Annotated in this window: 15 protein-coding genes; 9 read left to right on the forward strand and 6 right to left on the reverse strand. The window is 65.6% G+C overall.

The genetic code is table 11. The features are described 5' to 3' along the window. Positions 1–53 precede the first annotated feature (53 nt). Positions 54–1,250, reverse strand: a complete 1,197-nt coding sequence (locus BLT40_RS08525; protein ID WP_090352660.1) for an MFS transporter — start codon at positions 1,248–1,250, stop codon at positions 54–56. A gap of 130 nt (positions 1,251–1,380) precedes the next feature. Here BLT40_RS08525 and BLT40_RS08530 point away from each other — a divergent pair, with 130 nt between their 5' ends. Then, positions 1,381–2,379: a polyprenyl synthetase family protein gene (locus BLT40_RS08530; protein ID WP_090352661.1), complete on the forward strand. Its 999-nt coding sequence runs from the start codon at positions 1,381–1,383 to the stop codon at positions 2,377–2,379. 4 nt (positions 2,380–2,383) lie between these two features. Here BLT40_RS08530 and BLT40_RS08535 read toward each other — a convergent pair whose 3' ends face one another. The 3 genes from BLT40_RS08535 to ubiH form a co-directional block, all read right to left on the reverse strand. Next, positions 2,384–3,181, reverse strand: coding sequence for a dienelactone hydrolase family protein (locus tag BLT40_RS08535; protein ID WP_090352662.1), 798 nt, complete (start codon positions 3,179–3,181; stop codon positions 2,384–2,386). Positions 3,182–3,243: 62 nt separating this feature from the next. Beyond that, positions 3,244–4,455 carry a UbiH/UbiF/VisC/COQ6 family ubiquinone biosynthesis hydroxylase gene (locus BLT40_RS08540; RefSeq protein ID WP_255363978.1) on the reverse strand — a complete coding sequence of 404 codons (1,212 nt, stop codon included), beginning with the start codon at positions 4,453–4,455 and terminating at the stop codon, positions 3,244–3,246. After that, positions 4,452–5,639 carry a 2-octaprenyl-6-methoxyphenyl hydroxylase gene (ubiH, locus tag BLT40_RS08545; protein ID WP_343123896.1) on the reverse strand — a complete coding sequence of 396 codons (1,188 nt, stop codon included), beginning with the start codon at positions 5,637–5,639 and terminating at the stop codon, positions 4,452–4,454. Before ubiH ends, BLT40_RS08540 begins: the two co-directional genes overlap by 4 nt. A gap of 109 nt (positions 5,640–5,748) precedes the next feature. Between ubiH and BLT40_RS08550 the strand changes: the two genes are divergently transcribed. The 7 genes from BLT40_RS08550 to BLT40_RS08580 all read left to right on the forward strand — a co-directional run bounded on the left by BLT40_RS08550 (position 5,749) and on the right by BLT40_RS08580 (position 13,540). Continuing rightward, a complete protein-coding gene (locus BLT40_RS08550) occupies positions 5,749–6,309 on the forward strand; it encodes a cob(I)yrinic acid a,c-diamide adenosyltransferase (protein WP_090352664.1) in 561 nt (186 codons plus the stop codon). Between the two features lie 160 nt (positions 6,310–6,469). Beyond that, a complete protein-coding gene (gene lptD / locus BLT40_RS08555; protein ID WP_090352665.1) occupies positions 6,470–9,013 on the forward strand; it encodes an LPS-assembly protein LptD in 2,544 nt (847 codons plus the stop codon). Positions 9,014–9,043: 30 nt separating this feature from the next. Continuing rightward, entirely contained in the window at positions 9,044–10,417 is a 1,374-nt protein-coding gene (locus BLT40_RS08560) for a peptidylprolyl isomerase (RefSeq protein WP_036110498.1), read from the forward strand. Positions 10,418–10,424: 7 nt separating this feature from the next. Next, positions 10,425–11,420, forward strand: coding sequence for a 4-hydroxythreonine-4-phosphate dehydrogenase PdxA (pdxA, locus tag BLT40_RS08565; protein ID WP_090352666.1), 996 nt, complete (start codon positions 10,425–10,427; stop codon positions 11,418–11,420). Next, complete coding sequence (gene rsmA, locus BLT40_RS08570; RefSeq protein ID WP_090352667.1) at positions 11,417–12,196, forward strand: 16S rRNA (adenine(1518)-N(6)/adenine(1519)-N(6))-dimethyltransferase RsmA; 780 nt, start codon at positions 11,417–11,419, stop codon at positions 12,194–12,196. Before pdxA ends, rsmA begins: the two co-directional genes overlap by 4 nt. Before the next feature lie 52 nt (positions 12,197–12,248). Further along, complete coding sequence (gene apaG / locus BLT40_RS08575; RefSeq protein WP_090352668.1) at positions 12,249–12,632, forward strand: Co2+/Mg2+ efflux protein ApaG; 384 nt, start codon at positions 12,249–12,251, stop codon at positions 12,630–12,632. A gap of 56 nt (positions 12,633–12,688) precedes the next feature. Next, positions 12,689–13,540, forward strand: coding sequence for a symmetrical bis(5'-nucleosyl)-tetraphosphatase (locus tag BLT40_RS08580; RefSeq protein ID WP_036110488.1), 852 nt, complete (start codon positions 12,689–12,691; stop codon positions 13,538–13,540). 100 nt (positions 13,541–13,640) lie between these two features. On the opposite strand, the gene secA is transcribed toward BLT40_RS08580, so the two are convergent. Together secA and BLT40_RS08590 are read right to left on the reverse strand one after the other, a co-directional pair. After that, entirely contained in the window at positions 13,641–16,358 is a 2,718-nt protein-coding gene (gene secA / locus BLT40_RS08585) for a preprotein translocase subunit SecA (RefSeq protein WP_090352669.1), read from the reverse strand. Between the two features lie 132 nt (positions 16,359–16,490). Then, positions 16,491–17,429: a M23 family metallopeptidase gene (locus BLT40_RS08590; RefSeq protein ID WP_090352670.1), complete on the reverse strand. Its 939-nt coding sequence runs from the start codon at positions 17,427–17,429 to the stop codon at positions 16,491–16,493. A gap of 30 nt (positions 17,430–17,459) precedes the next feature. On the opposite strand from BLT40_RS08590, the gene BLT40_RS08595 reads away from it, so the two are divergent. Then, positions 17,460–17,918: a DciA family protein gene (locus BLT40_RS08595; protein WP_090352671.1), complete on the forward strand. Its 459-nt coding sequence runs from the start codon at positions 17,460–17,462 to the stop codon at positions 17,916–17,918. Positions 17,919–18,319 lie beyond the last annotated feature (401 nt).

Consider the following 18,319-nt stretch of genomic DNA (forward strand, 5'->3'; position numbering starts at 1 on the left):
AGCGACGAGCTACGCCGACATCCGTGTCGGCGAGTCCTTCAACCCCGCCGCATTCAAGCCGCCGAGGCTACGCCGCCGGCAGCCATACGCCGCGTCCCGCGAACGACCAGCGGCAGCCACGGCAGGGTCATGGCGGCCGCGCAGCCAAATACACCGCGAAGGCCAAGGTGACCCAGCGCGAGCCCACCCATGGCACCGCCGACAAAGGCGCCGAAGAATTGCGAGCTGGAATAGGCCCCCATCGCCGCGCCGCGGAGGGTGGCTGGCGCCAGACGGGAGACGAGACTCGGCAGGGCGGCCTCAAGCAGGTTGAAGGCGCCGAAAAAGAGCGCGGCGGCCGCACCGAGGACGATGACGTGCGTTTCGGCGAGCGCCATGCCCGCCAGCGCCAGCCCGAGCACGCAGACACATCCGACCACGACGTGAGACGCGTGCCGCATGTCCTTCATCCGGGGTAGCATCGCGCCCATGCCGAGTGCGGCGATCGTCATCACCGGCAGATACAGCATCCAGTGGCGCGCCACCGGAATACGCATGACGTCGGTAAGAAGAATGGGCAGGCCGACGAATGAGGCGGTCAGCAACGCGTGCAGAAAAAACACCGACCCATTCAACACGAGCATGCGACGGTCGAGAAACATCGAGGCCAGCTCGCGCCACGACGCGGCGGCCGGGGCACCATGACGGGTCGGCGTGGGCACGCGCCACCAGAGCATGGCGATAGCCGCGACCGCAAGCAGGGAGGTGAAACCGAACAGGCCGGGAAGACCCGCCACGGCTTCGAGCGGCGGCCCCAGAATGAGCGCCAGAAGAAACGAACCCCCTATCGATACGCCGATGATGCCCATGACCTTGCTTCGATGGGCCTCGCTCGTCAGATCCGCGGCCAGCGCGGTGCCAGCGCCAGCAACGGCACCCATACCCTGCAACGCACGTCCGGCGACGATGCCGGTCAGGGTGTGGGAAAACGCGGCGACCACTCCGCCCAGAGCGAAGACGAGCAACCCCAGCGTGATGACCGGCTTGCGGCCGATCCGGTCGGACAGCAGTCCCAGGGGAATCTGCAGGCACATCTGGCCGATCCCGTAGACACCCAGGGCCAGGCCGATCAGCCAGGGCGTGGCACCCGGCATGGCTCGCGCGTAGACGGAAAATACGGGAAGGATGAGGAACAGCCCGAACAGACGCAGGCTGATCACCGCTGCCAGGGTCAGCGCGGTGCGCCGTTCCAGGGAACTGAGTTTGCTCACCAAGGGTTTCCGGGCGCGAGGCCGATTGATGTCATCGGAAGCGGATTATACGGACACCGGCCAAATCCACGGCGTAACCACGGGTGAGCCCCTATACTGTGGGCTGTTTTGCCGCACACGACCTGTAGAGATGGACTCCATAGCCGCCCGCCCGACCTCCCTCGACTTCGCTGGCGTCCGTACGCTCGCCGCCGCCGACATGAAAGAAGTCGATTCGCTGATCCGGCACCGGCTCTCGTCGGATGTCGTGTTGATCAATGCGATCGCCGATCACATCATCGCGGGTGGCGGCAAGCGGCTCCGTCCGATGCTGCACGTGCTCGCGGCTCGCACGGCCGGTTATGACGGACAGGATCACGCCAAGCTGGCGGCCATCGTGGAGTTCATCCATACGTCGACACTGCTGCACGACGATGTGGTGGACGAGTCCGACATGCGTCGCGGCCGCAAGACGGCCAACGCACTGTGGGGCAACGCGGCCAGCGTACTCGTGGGCGATTTTCTTTACTCGCGCTCCTTTCAGCTGATGGTCGAGCTCGACGATATGCGGATCATGCGCATCCTCGCCGACACGACCAACACGATCGCCGAAGGCGAAGTGCTGCAACTGCTCAACATCGGCAATGCGGACGTGGATGAAGCCGCCTATCTCGCCGTGATCGAGCGGAAGACGGCCGTTCTTTTCGCCGCGGCGACCGAACTGGGTGGCGTGCTGGGCGGGTTGCCCGATACGCAGGTCGCGGCGCTCCGTCGCTACGGTATGGAGCTGGGTTATGCCTTCCAGATCGCCGATGACCTGCTCGACTACGTGTCCGATGCGGAGACGCTGGGTAAAAACATCGGCGACGATCTTGCCGAAGGCAAGCCCACCCTCCCGCTGATCTACGCGATGCAGGTGGCCGACGAAGACCAGCTGAAATCCCTGCGGCATGTCATCGAGCGTGGCGGCCTGGATTCGCTCGACCTGATCATCGCGGCGATTCGCGACTCCGGAGCGATCGAGCGCACGCATGAGAAAGCCGTGGGGCACGCGACGGCAGCACGCGACGCGCTGTCGGCACTTCCCGCTTCGCCGTACCGTGACGCCCTCGCGGCGCTCGCCGATTACTCGGTCGAACGCCGCTTCTGAGGCGTTACTTCTTCGCGGCGAACGACTCGCTGAGCCACGCCCGCATCGCGGCGTAGGCGCGCTTGGCCACCTTGTCGTCATACCGGCAATTGCCGGTCGGCGTGGTGGCTTCCTTCTCGGTGAAGCAGTGCACGGCGCCACCGAAATCCGTGGAAGCCCAGTCGACCTTGCCATCGCGCATTTCGGCCTCGAACGCCGCGCGCTGCTCCGGAGGCACGTTGGCGTCATCCGCGCCATTGAGAGCCAGCACGTGAGCATGGATCTGCGCACCGAGCTTCGGATCGTCCGTGGACAACAGGCCGTGGAAGCTCACGACAGCGGCGACATCGGCGCCCGTGCGAGCCAGGTCCAGCACCGCCGATCCACCGAAACAGAAGCCGATGGCGGCCAGCCGTGACGGATCGATGGGCGCGTTCTTCTCCTGCGCCTTCAGTTCGTCCAGTGCGCGCACCACGCGCTGCCGCATGATCTTGCGATCGGCGTAAAGCGGCTTCACCGCCGCGCCAGCTTCCGCTTCGGACGTCGGACGCGTGTCGCCACCGTACATATCGGTGAGGAGGATGACGTAGTCCTTGCCGGCGATGTCCTTGGCCTTGGCCACCGCCATATCGTTGACCCCATACCAGTTCGGCACCATGACCAGGCCCGGCCGTCTTGAGGTCACCGCATCGTCGTAGACCAGAAAGCTTTTATAGGTCACACCGTGGTCGGTCCACTGGACCGGCTTGGCCACCATCGCCGCGGAGGCGGCTCCCACGTGACCGAGGACCAGCAAGGACAAGGCAAGCAGTGAACGGCGCATCGGCGTGACTCCCTGGAAAGTGCCCAAGGATAGGCCTCGCGACGGGCGCGCCGCCAGACCGGTCAAAGTCCCGCGGCGTGCCTGGCGAGTTTACGTTTGAGCGGCACCAGTCCGTTCACGAGCCGGACGCCCAGGCCGCGCGCCGCGACCAGCGGCCCCGCCTGCCACGCATAGATACGCCCGAGCGCGTCGAACGACCACGCGTCCAGCCCGTCGGCGCTGTTGCGTCGCCTTGCGTAGCGGCGAAGCACATGCGGAGCCGCGATATCGCGGCCCGCGTCCCGTGCGGCGACCAGCGTGTCGCGCAACTCGGCCACATCGCGCAAGCCCAGGTTTACGCCCTGCCCGGCCAGGGGATGAACCGCATGGGCCGCATCGCCCAGTAACACCAACCGCCCGGACGCGTAACGATCGGCCAGCTTCAGCCGCAAGGGAAATGCGGCGCGACGGCTGACGGAAAGCACGGGTCCGAGACGGAAGTCGCTGGCCACGCCCAGCGCGTCGCGGAAAGCGTCGTCGTCCAGCGCCATGATGCGCGCGGCTTCCGGTTCGGGCAGGGTCCATACGATCGAACAGCGGCCGTCGGCCAGCGGCAGGAACGCCAACGGCCCGGACGGGAGGAAACGCTGCCAGGCCGTACGTTCGTGCGGGCGCGCGGTCTGGACATGCGCCACGACGCCGCGCTGCGCGTAGTCGCGACCATGCGTACCGATACCAACCATGGCACGCAACGGGGAATCCGCACCGTCGGCGGCCACGACGATGCGCGCCGAGATGAACTGACCGTCGGCGAGTTCCAGCTGGGCGCGATCGTCGCGTTCGCCATAACCCACGACCTGCGCGGGAACGATGCGACGAACACCCGCGTCGTCCAGCGCATCCCAGAGCATGGCTTGCACGAGATTGTTTTCGACGATGTAGCCGAGTACATCGCGACCTTCGTCGGCGGCGTCGAAATCCACCGTGGCACCGTTCTCTGCGTCCCAGACCAGCATGCGCTCGTAGCCGCAGGCGCGTGCGTCGCGGATGGCGCCCCACACCCCGAGGCGGTCCAGCAGGACGACCGAAGACGGCGCAAGACCGACAACGCGCAGGTCGACTTCGTCCGATGCGTTCCAGGCGGCGGGCTCCCGTGCGTCGACGAGAGCCACCGAGAAGCCCGCCTTCGCCAGACTCAATGCGGCGGCGGCACCCACCATGCCGCCGCCGACCACGGCGACGTCCAGCGGACCGCCGCGACGACGGGAGGAGGTTGCGCTCCAGCTATCGCTCACGGGGTTTTCTCCCGGACCGCGAACGGCGCGTTGGCGCGAAAACCCATGCCTCGGCGGCTGAGGGCGTGGCGGAGGGGCGGCACGCGGTCGAGCGCCAGCATCGCCAGTGAGCGCAACGGGCCGAGAAACGGCTGGTCGAGGCACGCGAGGCGGACGAGGCCGTGGCTCATCGCCATGGTTCCCTCACGGTCGGTGGCGCGCCGCGCGGCGTATTCGGCAAGCAGTGACGGAGCGCCAGGATCGGTAGCACCCGCTGCGAGTTCGGCAAGCGTCAGCGCATCGCGTAAACCAAGGTTGAAGCCCTGCGCGCCGATCGGATGCACCGTCTGGGCGGCATTGCCCACCAGCACGGCGCGGTTCGAGGTGAGCGCTTCGGCCGCGACGCGGCGAATCGGATACGGCGAACGTTTACCCGGTCGGGTCAACCGGCCAAGCCGCCAGCCGAAGCGCTCCTGCGCCAGGGCTGCAAACGCCCGATCGTCCATGGCGGCCACTTCGTCGACCCGGTCCGCGGCAACGGTCAGCACGACGCCGACCCGGCGGTCCGTGAGCGGCAGCACCGCGACGGGACCATCGTCGGTAAAGCGCTCGAAGGCGCGGCCACGCGGATCGCGCTCCGGCGTCATGGTGGTCACGAAGAGCGCCTGCGCGTAGTCGTGCTCGCGGGTTCCGATGCCGAGCTGGCGCCGGACTCCCGAGTGCGTGCCGTCGGCGCCGACCAGCAGCGACGTGTGCAGCGATCGCACGCCAGCGTCCGTGACCACGTCGACCGCCCAGCCCCGGTCATCCGCGTGGATGCCCTCGACCCGCGCGGGCGCCAGGCGGGTAAGGTGCTGGCATCGATCGAGGCGACGCAGGAGCGCCGCGCCCAGTTCACGGGCCGGAAGCGTCCAGCCCAGCGCGTCCACGCCTTCCTCGGACGCGTTCATGCGGACACTGCCGAAGTCGCCGGCGCGGCTCGTATGAATATGCGTGATGGGTGTGGCCCGGTCCTCGGCAAAATCCCACACGCCGATCGCCCGGAGGCCGTTGACGGTGGCTCTGGCCAAGGCAAGATTGCGCTCGTCGTAACTCGGCTGCTGCCCGACCGTCGGTGCGGCCGCCTCGATGAGGACGGCGGGCAGCCCGGCGGCATCAAGGGCAATGGCAAGACTGGCGCCGACCAGGCCGCCGCCGACGATCACGATAGGTTCGGGAGAGGGACTCATGGGCGGAATCATAACGCCGCCACGTGAATGCGCCGCCGTTGCGGCCGCCTGCCACAGTGACGACGGCCCTCGCTAGAATGACCGGATGGGCAATCGACTCTCCAAGATCTACACCCGCACCGGCGACGACGGCAGCACCGGCCTCGGCGATGGCAGCCGTACCGGCAAGGACTCACTGCGGGTAGCCGCCTACGGCACCGTGGACGAACTCAACAGCGCACTGGGCGTCACGCTGGCATCCGAGGGCGTCGATGATGACGTTCGCGAGGCACTGGTCCAGATCCAGCACGAGCTCTTCGACCTGGGCGGTGAGCTGTGCATCCCCGGCATGGCCATGATCCAGGCCACGGACATCGACCGGCTCGAGGCCGTTCTGGACGGCTTCAACGCCGACCTGCCGGCGCTGAAGGACTTCATCCTGCCCGGCGGAGGGATGGCGGCGGCGACCTGCCACGTGGCCCGGACCGTCTGCCGGCGTGCCGAGCGCGAGGTGGTCGCCCTCGCCCGCGAAGAAGCCATCCGTCCCGAGGCGCAGCGCTACCTGAACCGCCTGTCCGACCTGCTCTTCGTGCTGGCACGTGTCCTGGCGAGGCGCAGCGGGCACGGCGAAGTACTCTGGCAGCACGAACGCCGCCCGCGCGGCTGAGTCCGCGGTGTAAGCTCGCGGTGCCGGTGCGGCGATTCACGTCGCGCCTCCCGAGGGGTTCATGCTCATGGGTGACGTGCCATCGTGCCGCGGGGTTGGGGATTCTGCTAAGTTGGCGGCCTTTCGCAAACCGGATAAGACCGAGCCCGTGACGTCACGCATGAGCATCCTGCCTAAACGCCGCCTGCTGGCGACCGCTGTCGCCCTGATCGTCTCGGCCCCCGCCTGGCAAGCGCAGGCGCAGAGTGCGCCGGTCCAGGGTGAAACCCAGGCCGTCGTCGCGCCGGTCACCACGGCCGCTACCGCCGCGCCCGTCCCGGCGGAAACCTGTCCCCTCGGCTCCTTCATCTGCCCGCCGCGCCCCATCAGCTACGCGCTGTGTCGGCCGAACGCGATGCTCGACTTCTACGAGCCCGGCATAACGAAGGACAGCTCGCTGCGCGACACCGCCGTGACCGACGTCCACTCGGGCATCGACGACGGCAACACCAGCGGCGTCAAGGTCGAGAGCCCGGAACCGGACCAGTACCACATGACCGGCGGCGTGCGCCTCGAGCGCGCCGATCAGGTGCTGCGCGCCAACGACGTCACGTACAACGCCGACTCGACGGCATACGACGCCAAGGGCAACGTGAAGTACCAGGAGGCCGGCATGCTGGTCTCCGCCGACCGCATGACCGGCACCACTACGCCGAACGACGGCGACGCCTACAATGTCCGTTATCAGCTGCTGCAGTCGCGCGGCAACGGCGTGGCCGACCACGCGAAGATTCTCGATCCGCAGCACGGCCGCTTCCACATGGCGTCCTATTCCACCTGCGACGTGGGCGCCCGCATGTGGGAATTCCGCGCCAAGACGATCAATCTCAACAAGGAAACCGGCGTCGGCGAGGCACGGAGCGCGACCATGCGCTTCAAGAACGTCCCGTTCATGTACCTGCCGTACTTCACCTTCCCGCTGGACGACCGCCGGAAGAGCGGCTTCCTTTACCCGACGTTCGGTTCGTCGAGCCGTTCGGGCCTGTTCCTGAACACGCCTTACTACTGGAACATCGCACCGAACTACGATGCGACCATCACGCCGGGCTACTACAGCGACCGCGGCTTCATGCTGGGCACCGAGTTCCGCTATCTGCTCCCGCGCTCGAACGGCACGTTCGACATCCAGTACATGGCCCACGACAAGGGTCCGGATCAGGACGAGAGCGGCACCAGCGACCGTGACGGTTCGAAGCAGCGCTACCTCGTCAAGATCGTGAACTCGACCAATCTGGGCGACGGGTTCAATCTCGGCGTCAACATCAACCGTGCGTCGGATAACCAGTATTTCCGCGACTTCAGCAACGACCTGTACCAGTCGGCGGTCGGCATCCTGAGTTCGAGCGCCTATGTATCCAAGGGCGGCAAATACTGGAGCGCGTCCATCGGCGCGGACGACTACCAGAACGTGGACGCCGGGCTGCCCAACTACGTGGTGCCCTATCGCCGCTGGCCGCGCGCGACGTTCAACATGCAGGCGCCGATCAACAACTGGCTCGACGCGGGCGTCGACACGGAAGCGGTGGCGTTCCGGAAGCCCGACCGCTCGCCCTTCGCCCCGAACAATGCCGCTCAGCTCGGTCAGGTCGACGGCAATCGCCTGGATCTCGCACCTTACCTGGCGGCCGATTTCTCGGGCGCATCCTGGTTCGTCCGCCCCCGCGTGGAATACCGCTATACCGATTACCGGCTGGATTCGGATTACTCGTATTACCACTACGCCAAGCAGGATCCGTCGCGTTCGGTGCCGATTTCCAGCGTCGACGCCGGCCTGATCTTCGACCGCCAGACGAATCTGTTCGGCAGCAGCTACACCCAGACGCTCGAGCCGCGCCTCTACTATCTGTACGTGCCCTACCGGAACCAGAACGACCTGCCGACCTTCGATACGAACGCCATGTCGTTCGACTTCTGGCAGCTGTTCACCACGAACCGGTTCTCCGGCGCCGACCGCCAGATGGATGCGAACAACCTGACCGCGGCGCTCACGACGCGCCTGCTGGACGACACGGGCGTCGAGCGCCTGTCGGCCAGTCTCGGCCAGATCAAGTATTTCAACGGCCAGAAGGTGCAGATGCCGGGTGTCGCCCCGACCGACTTCGGCCGGTCCGACTACGTGGCCCAGCTCGCCATCCAGTTCAACGACAAGTGGCGCCTGAACAGCTCGTACCAGTGGAACCCGAACAAGCAGCCGAGCACCTACGTCAACGACCAGGGCGCCATCTACGATTCGGGACGTAACACCGACCTCGCCACCGTAGGGATCCAGCGCCGCATCGCCGGCGACGGCATCGTCAACTTCTCGTACCGCTACCGCCGTGGCGTGATGGAACAATTCGACACATCCGCGGTCTTTCCTGTGTCCGAACGTTGGCGGGCCCTGGCCCGCTGGGTCTTCGCCCGCCGCGACGTCCTGCCGGTCACGCTGGATAACGGTGCAAGCTTCACCACGTTCACGTACTCCCACCGCACTCTCGAAGCCGCGGTGGGCGTCGAGTACGACAGCTGCTGCGTCGCCTTCCGCGTGCTCGGTCGCCACTACGTACACGACTACCTCCGGCAGACGGACAACGCGGTCATGTTTGAGGTGGAATTCAAGGGCTTGGGCTCGCTCAACCCGCAATCGGGCGCCTACCTGCGCCGTGCTATCCTTGGCTATCAATAAGTGGGGCAAGCGCCCCGGGCTCCCTATTCGATGAAGCAGATCCTTTCGTACTCCCTGCTCGCTGCCTCCCTTCTGGCGGCGATGCCCTCGGCCCATGCCCAGTTGATGCCGTCGGCCCAGCCGACCGTCGCGGGCGCGACCGCCGGCAACGGTTCCCTCGACCGCATCGTCGCGGTCGTGGAGGAAGACGTCATCCTGCAGAGCGAGCTGGACGAGGCGATCAACGCCATCGTCCGCCAGTACGCCTCGAATCCGGGCCAGTTGCCGCCGAAGGACGTCCTCGCCCGCCAGGTGCTCGATCGCCTCGTGCTGATGAAGCTCCAGGTCCAGCGCGCCAACGACCAGAACATCCATGTGTCCGACCAGGACATCGATCAGGCGGCCGGCAACGTCGCCCAGCAGAACAAGATGAGCCTCGACCAGCTGCGTGGCGCCGTGGAGCAGGACGGCTACAGCTATGCGGCGTTCCGCCAGCAGCTGTCCGACCAGATCATCGCCCAGAAGCTCCACGAAAGCGTCGTCCGCGACCAGGTCACGGTGACCGACGCCGAGGTCAACAACCTCCTGGCGAGCCCGAGCTACAAGGCGGGTGAAGTCCACCTCGCCCACATCGCGATCAGCACGCCGGCCAACGGCGGCGCCAGCGATATCGCCGCGGCGCAGGCAAAGGCCGACGAGGCCATGAAGGCGATCAAGGGCGGCATGGACTTCAACGCCGCCGCCATCCGCTTCTCCGACGCCCCCGATGCACTCGACGGCGGCGATCTCGGCTGGCGCCGGCTCGACGAAGTGCCGCCGGCTTTCGCCGATGCGGTTGGCGGCCTCAAGCCGGGTGAGACCACCGGCGCGCTTCGCGGCCCCACCGGCTTCCACATCCTGAAGCTGGTCGACACGCGCGCCCCGGGCCGACAGATCGTCACCGAGTACCACGCCCGCCAGATCCTCATCAAGCCGTCCGAAATCGTGACCCCTGAGCAGGCGGAGAAAAAGGCGCAGGATCTCTACACCCGCATCGTCGACAAGAAAGAAGACTTCTCCAAGCTCGCCAAGGATGAGTCCAAGGACAACACCACGGCGAACAACGGCGGCGACATGGGCTGGTTCGCCAAGGACGCCTGGGGCCAGGCCATCGCCACCCAGATCGAACAGCTGAAGGACAACGAGGTCTCGCACCCCATCCAGACGGATGCAGGCTGGATCGTCCTGCAGCGCCTGGGTACCCGCCAGAGCGATCTCACCGATCAGCTGCAGCGTGATCAGGCCCGCCAGGCCATCGGCAACCGCAAGGCCGACGAGGCCTACGAGAACTACCTGCGCGAGCTGCGTTCCACGTCGTTCGTCGACATCCGCGTCCCCGAACTGAAGGACCCGGACGACAAGCAGGCCTCGGCCTCCACGCCGTAAGCCCGTCATGACCGCGACCACCCTGCCAAGGCTCGCCGTGACCGCCGGTGAGCCTGCCGGGGTGGGACCGGAACTGGTCGCCCGCCTCGCGGCCAGCGACTTTCCGGCGGACCTGGTCGCGATCACCGATCGCGCCCTTCTCGCTCGCGCCGCCGCGGCGACGGGTGTCTCCCTCCAGATCATCGACGATGATGGCCACCGCATCGCCACCCGGACACCGGGCAGCATCCGGGTACGTCACGTCCCGCTGGGTGCGCCGGAAGCCTGGGGCCACCCCGATCCACGCAACGCGCGGCACGTTCTCGACATGCTCGCGCTCGCGGCCGATGGCTGCGTCAGCGGCGAATTCGACGCCGTGGTGACCGGTCCGGTGCAGAAATCCAGCATCAACGAAGGCGGCGTGCCCTTCAGCGGCCACACCGAGTTCTTCGCCGAGCGTGCGGCTGCCGATGTGGTCATGATGCTCGCAAGCCCCGAGCTTCGCGTCACTCTGGCCACGACCCATCTCCCCCTCTCTGCCGTACCTTCCGCTGTCACGCCCGAGCTCCTGGAGCGCACGCTGCGCATCGTCGCACTTTCGCTAGTGCGGGATTTCGGCATCGCCCGACCCCGCATCGCCGTGCTGGGCCTCAACCCGCACGCGGGCGAAGGCGGTCATATGGGGCGCGAAGAGCTGGACACGATCATCCCCCTGCTCGATCGCCTGCGCGACGAAGGCATGGAGCTCCTGGGCCCCCTGCCGGCTGATACCGCCTTCGTCCCAGCCATGCGTCACCGCTACGATGCCGTGCTGGCGATGTATCACGATCAGGCATTGCCGGTGCTCAAGAGCGAGGCGTTCGATCGCACGGTGAACGTCACGCTCGGCCTGCCCTACATCCGCACCTCGGTCGACCACGGCACCGCGCTGGATCTCGCCGGCACCGGTCGCGCGGATCCCGCAAGCCTGTTCGCCGCGACCCGTCTCGCCATCGATCTTGCCCGCCACCGGGTCACACCATGAACGCACGCCCCAAAAAGAGCTTCGGACAGCACTTCCTGCACGAAAAGCGCTATATCGACCGGATCGTATCTTCCATCGCGCCGAAGGACGGCGATACCGTCGTCGAGATCGGCCCGGGCGAAGGTGCGATGACCTTGCCGCTGCTCGCCGTGGCCAGGCGAATGACGGCCATCGAGCTCGACACCGATCTCATTCCCGGCTTGCAGGCGCGGGCCGACGCCATCGGCGAACTGCGCATCGTCCACTCCGACGTGCTGAAGGTGGATTTCACCACGCTTGCCGCCGAACTGGGCGCCGAGCGACTGCGCATCGCCGGTAACCTGCCTTACTACATCTCCAGCCCGATCCTCTTTCATTGCGTCGAGCATGCGTCCGCGATCCAGGACATGCACTTCATGCTGCAGAAAGAAGTCGTCGACCGCATGGCGGCCGAGCCCGGCAGCAAGGTGTACGGGCGGCTCAGCGTCATGCTGCAGCTTGCCTGCAAGGTGACGCCGCTGTTCACGGTTCCACCGGGTGCGTTCCGCCCGCCACCGAAGGTCGATTCGGCCGTGGTCCGCCTCGTGCCGCTACCTCCCGAGCAGTTGCCCAAGGGCGATCCGGCCAGAATTCACGCCGTGGTGAAGGCGGCCTTCGCCATGCGCCGCAAGACGTTGTCGAACACGCTCAAGGGGCTGGTGGATGCGTCAACGATGCGTGAACTCGGGATCGACCCGCAGGCGCGCGCCGAGACGCTGGCACCCGGAGACTTCGTGAAGCTCGCAAACGCGGACTAACCGCGTTCAGGGCATACTTGCCCACCCCCTCCGCGTGCTCGACAATCCCTCCATGAACTCTAAACACCCCTACACGATCAACGTGGAGGTCGAAACCCGCTTCGTTCCCGACCAGTCGCAGCCGAAGGACAATCGCTACGTTTTCGCGTACACGATCACGCTCCGCAATGCGGGCGATTCCGGTGCGCAGTTGCTCACTCGTCACTGGGTGATCACCGATGCGAATGGCAAGGTCGAGGAAGTGCGCGGCGACGGCGTCGTCGGTGAGCAACCGTGGATGCGTCCGGGCGAGTCGTTCGAGTACACCTCGGGCGCCGTACTGGAGACATCGGTCGGCACGATGGAAGGCAGCTATCGCATGGTCGCGGATGACGGCACGCAATTCGATGCGCCTATCGCGCCCTTCGTGCTTTCGATCCCGCGCACGCTCCACTAGGATCGAACCATGGAAAGCGTGCATGCCGGCAACGGCGCGATGGAGCGACTGGACTAATGGCCGTCTACGCGATCGGCGACGTCCAGGGTTGCTACCCCGAACTTCAGCGAATGCTGGAGAAGATCCGTTTCGACCCGTCGAACGACAAACTGTGGTTCTGTGGCGACCTCGTCAATCGCGGCGGTGAGTCGCTGGCCACGCTGCGACTGATTCACTCGCTGCGCGACAGCACCATCATCACCCTGGGCAACCACGACCTCTCGCTGCTGGCCATCGGCCAGCGACGCGAGGACGCGCAGCAACGGGTCAATCCCGAGTTGCGCGAGGTGCTCTTCGCCGAGGATGCGCCAGTGCTGCTCGAGTGGCTGCGCATGCAGAAGCTGCTGCACCACGACGAAACACTAGGCTGGACGATGATCCACGCCGGCATGGCGCCGATGTGGACGCTGCGACAGGCACAGCGCGCCGCGCTCGACGTCGAGCGCGAGCTGGGTGGTCCACGCCACCAGCGCCTGCTGAAAAACCTGTTCGGAAATCGCCCTCCGGGCTGGAACAACCGCCTGCAAGGTGTGGAACGGCACCGCGCCACGATCAATACGCTGACCCGCATGCGCTATTGCGATGTCAACGGACGCATCGACTTCGAGGGCAAGGGCACGCCGGGCACGCAGAAGCCCGGCATGTATCCGTGGTTCGAAGTACCGGGCATGCGTCGCCGCGAGACGAAGATCGTCTGCGGTCACTGGTCGGCTCTGGGTCGCTTCGCCGGTCTGGGCGTTTACGCCATCGATACCGGATGCGTCTGGGGCGGCCAGCTGACCGCGCTGCGGCTGGACACGGAAGAGCCGGAATACATCACGGTGAATGCCGAGCCGCACCGGCATAAGCCTAAGGGTGGCGGAGATTGAGCGGGTGCGGATTTAGCGCTTCGTAGGCTTTTCGCGCGCAGGGCGCGCTCCTACATTCTGCCCGACAAAAAACCCCGCCGATTGGCGGGGTTTTTTATGGTCAGGTCAGCTGGCCGTGACAGTGCTTGTACTTCTTGCCCGAACCACAGGGGCAGGGATCGTTACGACCGACCTTGGGACCATCGTTGACGACGGACTGAACGACCGGATCGGCGCCGACGTCGCTGCCGGCGGGAAGGCCCGCCGCCTGTGCATCGGCGTGCTGGTACTGCAGGCGCTGACCTTCAGCGGCACGCTGCTGCTCCGCTTCCATCGCCAGGACTTCATCCTCGCTGCGGATGCGGATACGCGCAAGCATCTGCACCACTTCGCCCTTGATCCGGTCGAGCATCTCGGAGAACAGCTCGAACGACTCGCGCTTGAATTCCTGCTTCGGCTGCTTCTGCGCGTAACCACGCAGATAGATGCCCTGACGCAGGTAATCCATGCTGGCGAGATGTTCCTTCCAGGCGTTGTCCACGACCGAGAGCATCACGTGCTTCTCGAGCGAGCGCATGGTTTCGGCACCGATCTGCGCTTCCTTCTCGACGAACAGCGCATCGACCGCTTCGCGCACATGGTCGAGGATGCCTTCAGCGTCGACTTCCTTCTGAGCTTCGACCCACTGCGGGAGGTCGAGCCGGAGGTTGAGCTCGCTGGCGAGCTCGCGATCCAGACCGGCGAGGTCCCACTGGTCGTCGATGCTGTCGGCAGGCACGAAGCGACGCACGAGCGCGACGACGACATCCTGGCGGATGTCACCGATCATGTCGGAAATATCGTCGATCTCGAGGAGCTCGTCACGCTGCGCGTAGATCACCTTGCGCTGGTCGTTGGCGACATCGTCGAAGTCGAGGAGGTTCTTGCGGATATCGAAGTTGTGCTGCTCGACCTTGCGCTGGACCTTTTCGATCTGCCGCGTGATCAGACGGTCCTCGAGGGCCTCGTCTTCCTTCATGCCGAACATCTGCATCCAGCGACCGATACGCTCGCCGCCGAAGATGCGCATCAGGTTGTCCTGAAGCGACAGGTAGAAGCGCGAGGAACCGGGATCGCCCTGACGGCCCGAACGGCCGCGCAACTGGTTGTCGATACGACGCGACTCGTGACGCTCGGTGCCGATGATGTGCAGACCGCCCGAGGCGAGCACTTGCTCGTGGCGTTTCTTCCAGTCCGCCCGGACCTTCTGCTTCTCGACGTCGGACGCATCCTCCGGCAACGTGGCCAGCGCGGCTTCGAGGCTGCCACCGAGCACGATATCGGTACCGCGACCCGCCATGTTGGTGGCGATGGTGACCGAACCCGGCGCACCGGCCTGCGCGACGATGTGCGCTTCGCGCTCATGCTGCTTGGCGTTGAGGACCTCGTGCGGAATGCGCTCCTGCTTGAGCAGGCCCGAGACCAGCTCGGACACGTCGATGGACGCCGTGCCGACGAGAACGGGCTGACCGCGCTCGTGGCAGGCCTTGATGTCCGCGATGACCGCTTTGTACTTCGCATCCGGACCGAGGAACACGGAATCCGGATTGTCCACACGGACCATCGGCTTGTGCGTCGGAATCACGACGACTTCCAGGCCGTAGACGGTCTGGAACTCGTAGGCTTCCGTGTCCGCTGTACCGGTCATGCCGGCCAGCTTCTTGTACATGCGGAACAGGTTCTGGAACGTCACCGTTGCCAGCGTCTGGTTCTCGCGCTGAATGGGCACGCCTTCCTTCGCTTCGACCGCCTGGTGCAGGCCGTCGGACCAGCGACGACCCGCCAGCGTACGGCCGGTGAATTCGTCGACGATGATGACTTCGCCGTCGCGCACGATGTAATCGACGTCACGCTGATAGATGCCGTTGGCACGCAGCGCGGCGTTGAGGTGATGCACCACCGCCAGGTTCTTGGAGTCGTAGAGGCCACTGTCGGCCTCGATGACACCCGCCTCGCGCAACAGCTGCTCCGCGTGCTCCATGCCCTCTTCGGACATGTGCACCTGCTTCTGTTTTTCGTCGACCATGTAGTCGCCGGCACCGTCTTCTTTTTCCTGACGGTTGAGGCGCGGCACGATCTTGTTCACCGCGATGTAGAGCTGCGGGGAGTCTTCCGCCGGGCCGGAGATGATCAGCGGGGTACGGGCTTCGTCGATCAGGATCGAGTCGACTTCGTCGACGATGGCGTAGTGCAGGCCGCGCTGGTTGCGCTGTTCCTTGCTGAGCGCCATGTTGTCGCGCAGGTAGTCGAAGCCGAATTCGTTGTTGGTGCCGTAGGTGATATCGGACTGATAGGCCGCACGCTTGTCCGCGTGGTCCATACCCGGATACACCACGCCGACCGAGAGGCCGAGGAAGTTGTAAAGCTTGCCCATCTGCGCCGAGTCACGACGCGCCAGGTAGTCGTTGACCGTGACGACATGGACGCCCTTACCCTCCAGGGCGTTCAGGTATACCGGCAGCGTACCGACGAGGGTCTTGCCCTCACCCGTGCGCATTTCGGCGATCCGGCCGGAATGCAGCACCATGCCGCCGATCATCTGGACATCGTAGTGGCGCATGCCAAGCACACGCCTGGCCGCCTCACGGGTGACCGCGAACGCCTCGGGCAACAGCTTGTCGAGGGTCTCGCCGGCAGCGATCCTGCCGCGGAACTCCTCGGTCTTCCCGCGCAGCTCATCGTCGGAAAGTTTTTCGAATTCGGGCTCCAGGGCGTTGATGCGCTTGACCGTCTTGGACAGGTCGCGCAGCACACGCTCGTTACGGCTGCCGAAAATACTCGTCAGGGCACGATTGAACATCGATCATCCGGATCTGAAACGAAAAAAAGACTGCCGGACGGCGCAAAGCCGACCGGCACGAAGGGACGATCATACTACGCCCGCCCCCGGCTTTCCTCGGGGTGGCGGCGAGCCGTGCCGGATTCAAGGCTGTCAGCGGTGACTGCGGACGAAAGCCAGCGGATTCACGACCTTATCGTGGTACCAGACCTCGAAATGGACGTGGGATCCCGTCGAACGGCCCGTGGAGCCGGCCTTGGCGATCACATCGCCGACGCGGACCCGCTGTCCCGGCCTGGCGACCAGGGCGCTGTTATGCGCATAACGGGTCATGTACCCATTGCCATGGTCGATTTCGATGACGTCGCCATAGCCGCTCCGCTGACCCGCGAAGGTGACCATCCCCTCCGCGACCGCCGTCACGGGCGTACCCGTAGGGGTGGCGATATCGATCCCGGTATGCCGGGCGCTGTGACCACTGAACGGGTCCGGGCGGCCGCCAAAATACGACGAGATGTACCCGTTCACCGGCATACCCGTGGGCCGCAGGCTGGACTCGATACTGCGATCCATCAGCATGTCGCGCAGGGCTTCGAGCTGCGCCTGCTGGGTGTCGAACTGCCCGGAGAGCTGGTCGATGCTCTTGTTCAGGGACTCCGGCAAGGTGTAGGCATCCGGCTCAGCGCCAGTGGTCACTTCAGGACCGCCCTGGCCGGGCTCCTCGTCGAAATTGAATTCGCCATCGTCCAGTTTGCCGACCTGGGTCAGCCGCTCGCCCAGGGCGTTCAACCGGACCGATTGTGCCTGGAGCTGCCCAAGCTTGACGGCAAGTGCGTCGAGGTCCCGCTGGGCATCACGCTTGATCTGAGCGACCTGTGCGTTCTGGTCGCCCACCTCGCGCTGCAAGCCATGGATGTCGCCCATGGCGCGATCCCGAGGGCTGGCGACGGTAAGTGCGATGCCGGCGCCGACACCGGCGATGCCGACGATGCCCGCGAGCACCATCGCGCCCATCTTGCAGCGCAGGCGCCTGCAGGAGAGGTCGAGCGTTTTCGGCCCTTTCTGGCCACGTGACACGAGTATGATCTGCATACGTTCCACATCGAATAGTTAAGCCGGTCCATGCCACCGCCGCCCAAACCGTCCCGTCATGCCACGCGCGGACTCAAGTCCATCGTGGAAGTGGGACCTGTCGTCTCGCTCGCCACCCGGGCGCGCGAACTCGACCAGCTGGACCGCCAGTTGCGCGCGACACTGCCTGCACCGATGCGTGACCAGATCCGTTTTGCGGACCTGCGCGATGGCCGGCTCGTCTTCCTTGCGCCCTCGTCGGCCTGGGCTTCGCGAGTGCGCCTGTACCAGACGCAGATCCTCGAAGCCGCCCGCGCCATCGGCGCGAAAGCCCACTCGGTTGCCGTGAAAGTGGCCCCGCTGCCGCCCGAGGAAGTCATCCCCGACCGGCATAAACCGCTTTCCACCGAAGCAGCCCGTCATCTACGGTCCGCAGCGGCATCACTCTCCGATCCCACGCTGCGGGATCTTTTTCTTTATCTGGCACTCCAGGCCGAAAACGAAGATTAATCCGTTACTTACGACCCGGGATGCGGGTCCGTAAGTACCACCGCATCCCGCGAGGTGGCGAACTTTATAGCACGCCTCTACCGGGCGAACACCTAAATTGCACATAAAGTTCACGGGGTGAGGTGACGGTTATGGGTGTTTTTGATGGTTTTGCTGCCTGGGGCCCAGGCTTTCGAGGGCTCGGCTTCGCCGTCGCGTTTGGCTTTGTCGCGGCGTGCGGTGAGGTCGGGAAGAGCCGGCGGGCGCCACCCTCGCGTCCACGCCTGCGGCGACCCCTCAGGGAAGGGCCGCTACCGCGGCCGTATCTCAATGGCCTTCGGCCGGGTCGGGCTCCGACTGGGGGTTTTCGAGTCGGCTGTCCCTGCCTCCCCGAAAACGGCCGGTCATCCCTGACCGGCCCC

Source organism: Dyella sp. 333MFSha (assembly GCF_900102405.1).
GTDB classification, from domain to species: domain Bacteria; phylum Pseudomonadota; class Gammaproteobacteria; order Xanthomonadales; family Rhodanobacteraceae; genus Luteibacter; species Luteibacter mycovicinus.

Excerpts from the sequence above, each read along its gene's own strand:
- BLT40_RS08530 (WP_090352661.1), top strand. The coding sequence starts at position 1,381 with ATGGACTCCATAGCCGCCCGCCCGACCTCCCTCGACTTCGCTGGCGTC.
- BLT40_RS08535 (WP_090352662.1), bottom strand. The coding sequence starts at position 3,181 with ATGCGCCGTTCACTGCTTGCCTTGTCCTTGCTGGTCCTCGGTCACGTG.
- BLT40_RS08550 (WP_090352664.1), top strand. The coding sequence starts at position 5,749 with ATGGGCAATCGACTCTCCAAGATCTACACCCGCACCGGCGACGACGGC.
- lptD (WP_090352665.1), top strand. The coding sequence starts at position 6,470 with ATGAGCATCCTGCCTAAACGCCGCCTGCTGGCGACCGCTGTCGCCCTG.
- BLT40_RS08560 (WP_036110498.1), top strand. The coding sequence starts at position 9,044 with ATGAAGCAGATCCTTTCGTACTCCCTGCTCGCTGCCTCCCTTCTGGCG.
- pdxA (WP_090352666.1), top strand. The coding sequence starts at position 10,425 with ATGACCGCGACCACCCTGCCAAGGCTCGCCGTGACCGCCGGTGAGCCT.
- rsmA (WP_090352667.1), top strand. The coding sequence starts at position 11,417 with ATGAACGCACGCCCCAAAAAGAGCTTCGGACAGCACTTCCTGCACGAA.
- apaG (WP_090352668.1), top strand. The coding sequence starts at position 12,249 with ATGAACTCTAAACACCCCTACACGATCAACGTGGAGGTCGAAACCCGC.
- BLT40_RS08580 (WP_036110488.1), top strand. The coding sequence starts at position 12,689 with ATGGCCGTCTACGCGATCGGCGACGTCCAGGGTTGCTACCCCGAACTT.
- secA (WP_090352669.1), bottom strand. The coding sequence starts at position 16,358 with ATGTTCAATCGTGCCCTGACGAGTATTTTCGGCAGCCGTAACGAGCGT.
- BLT40_RS08590 (WP_090352670.1), bottom strand. The coding sequence starts at position 17,429 with ATGCAGATCATACTCGTGTCACGTGGCCAGAAAGGGCCGAAAACGCTC.
- BLT40_RS08595 (WP_090352671.1), top strand. The coding sequence starts at position 17,460 with ATGCCACCGCCGCCCAAACCGTCCCGTCATGCCACGCGCGGACTCAAG.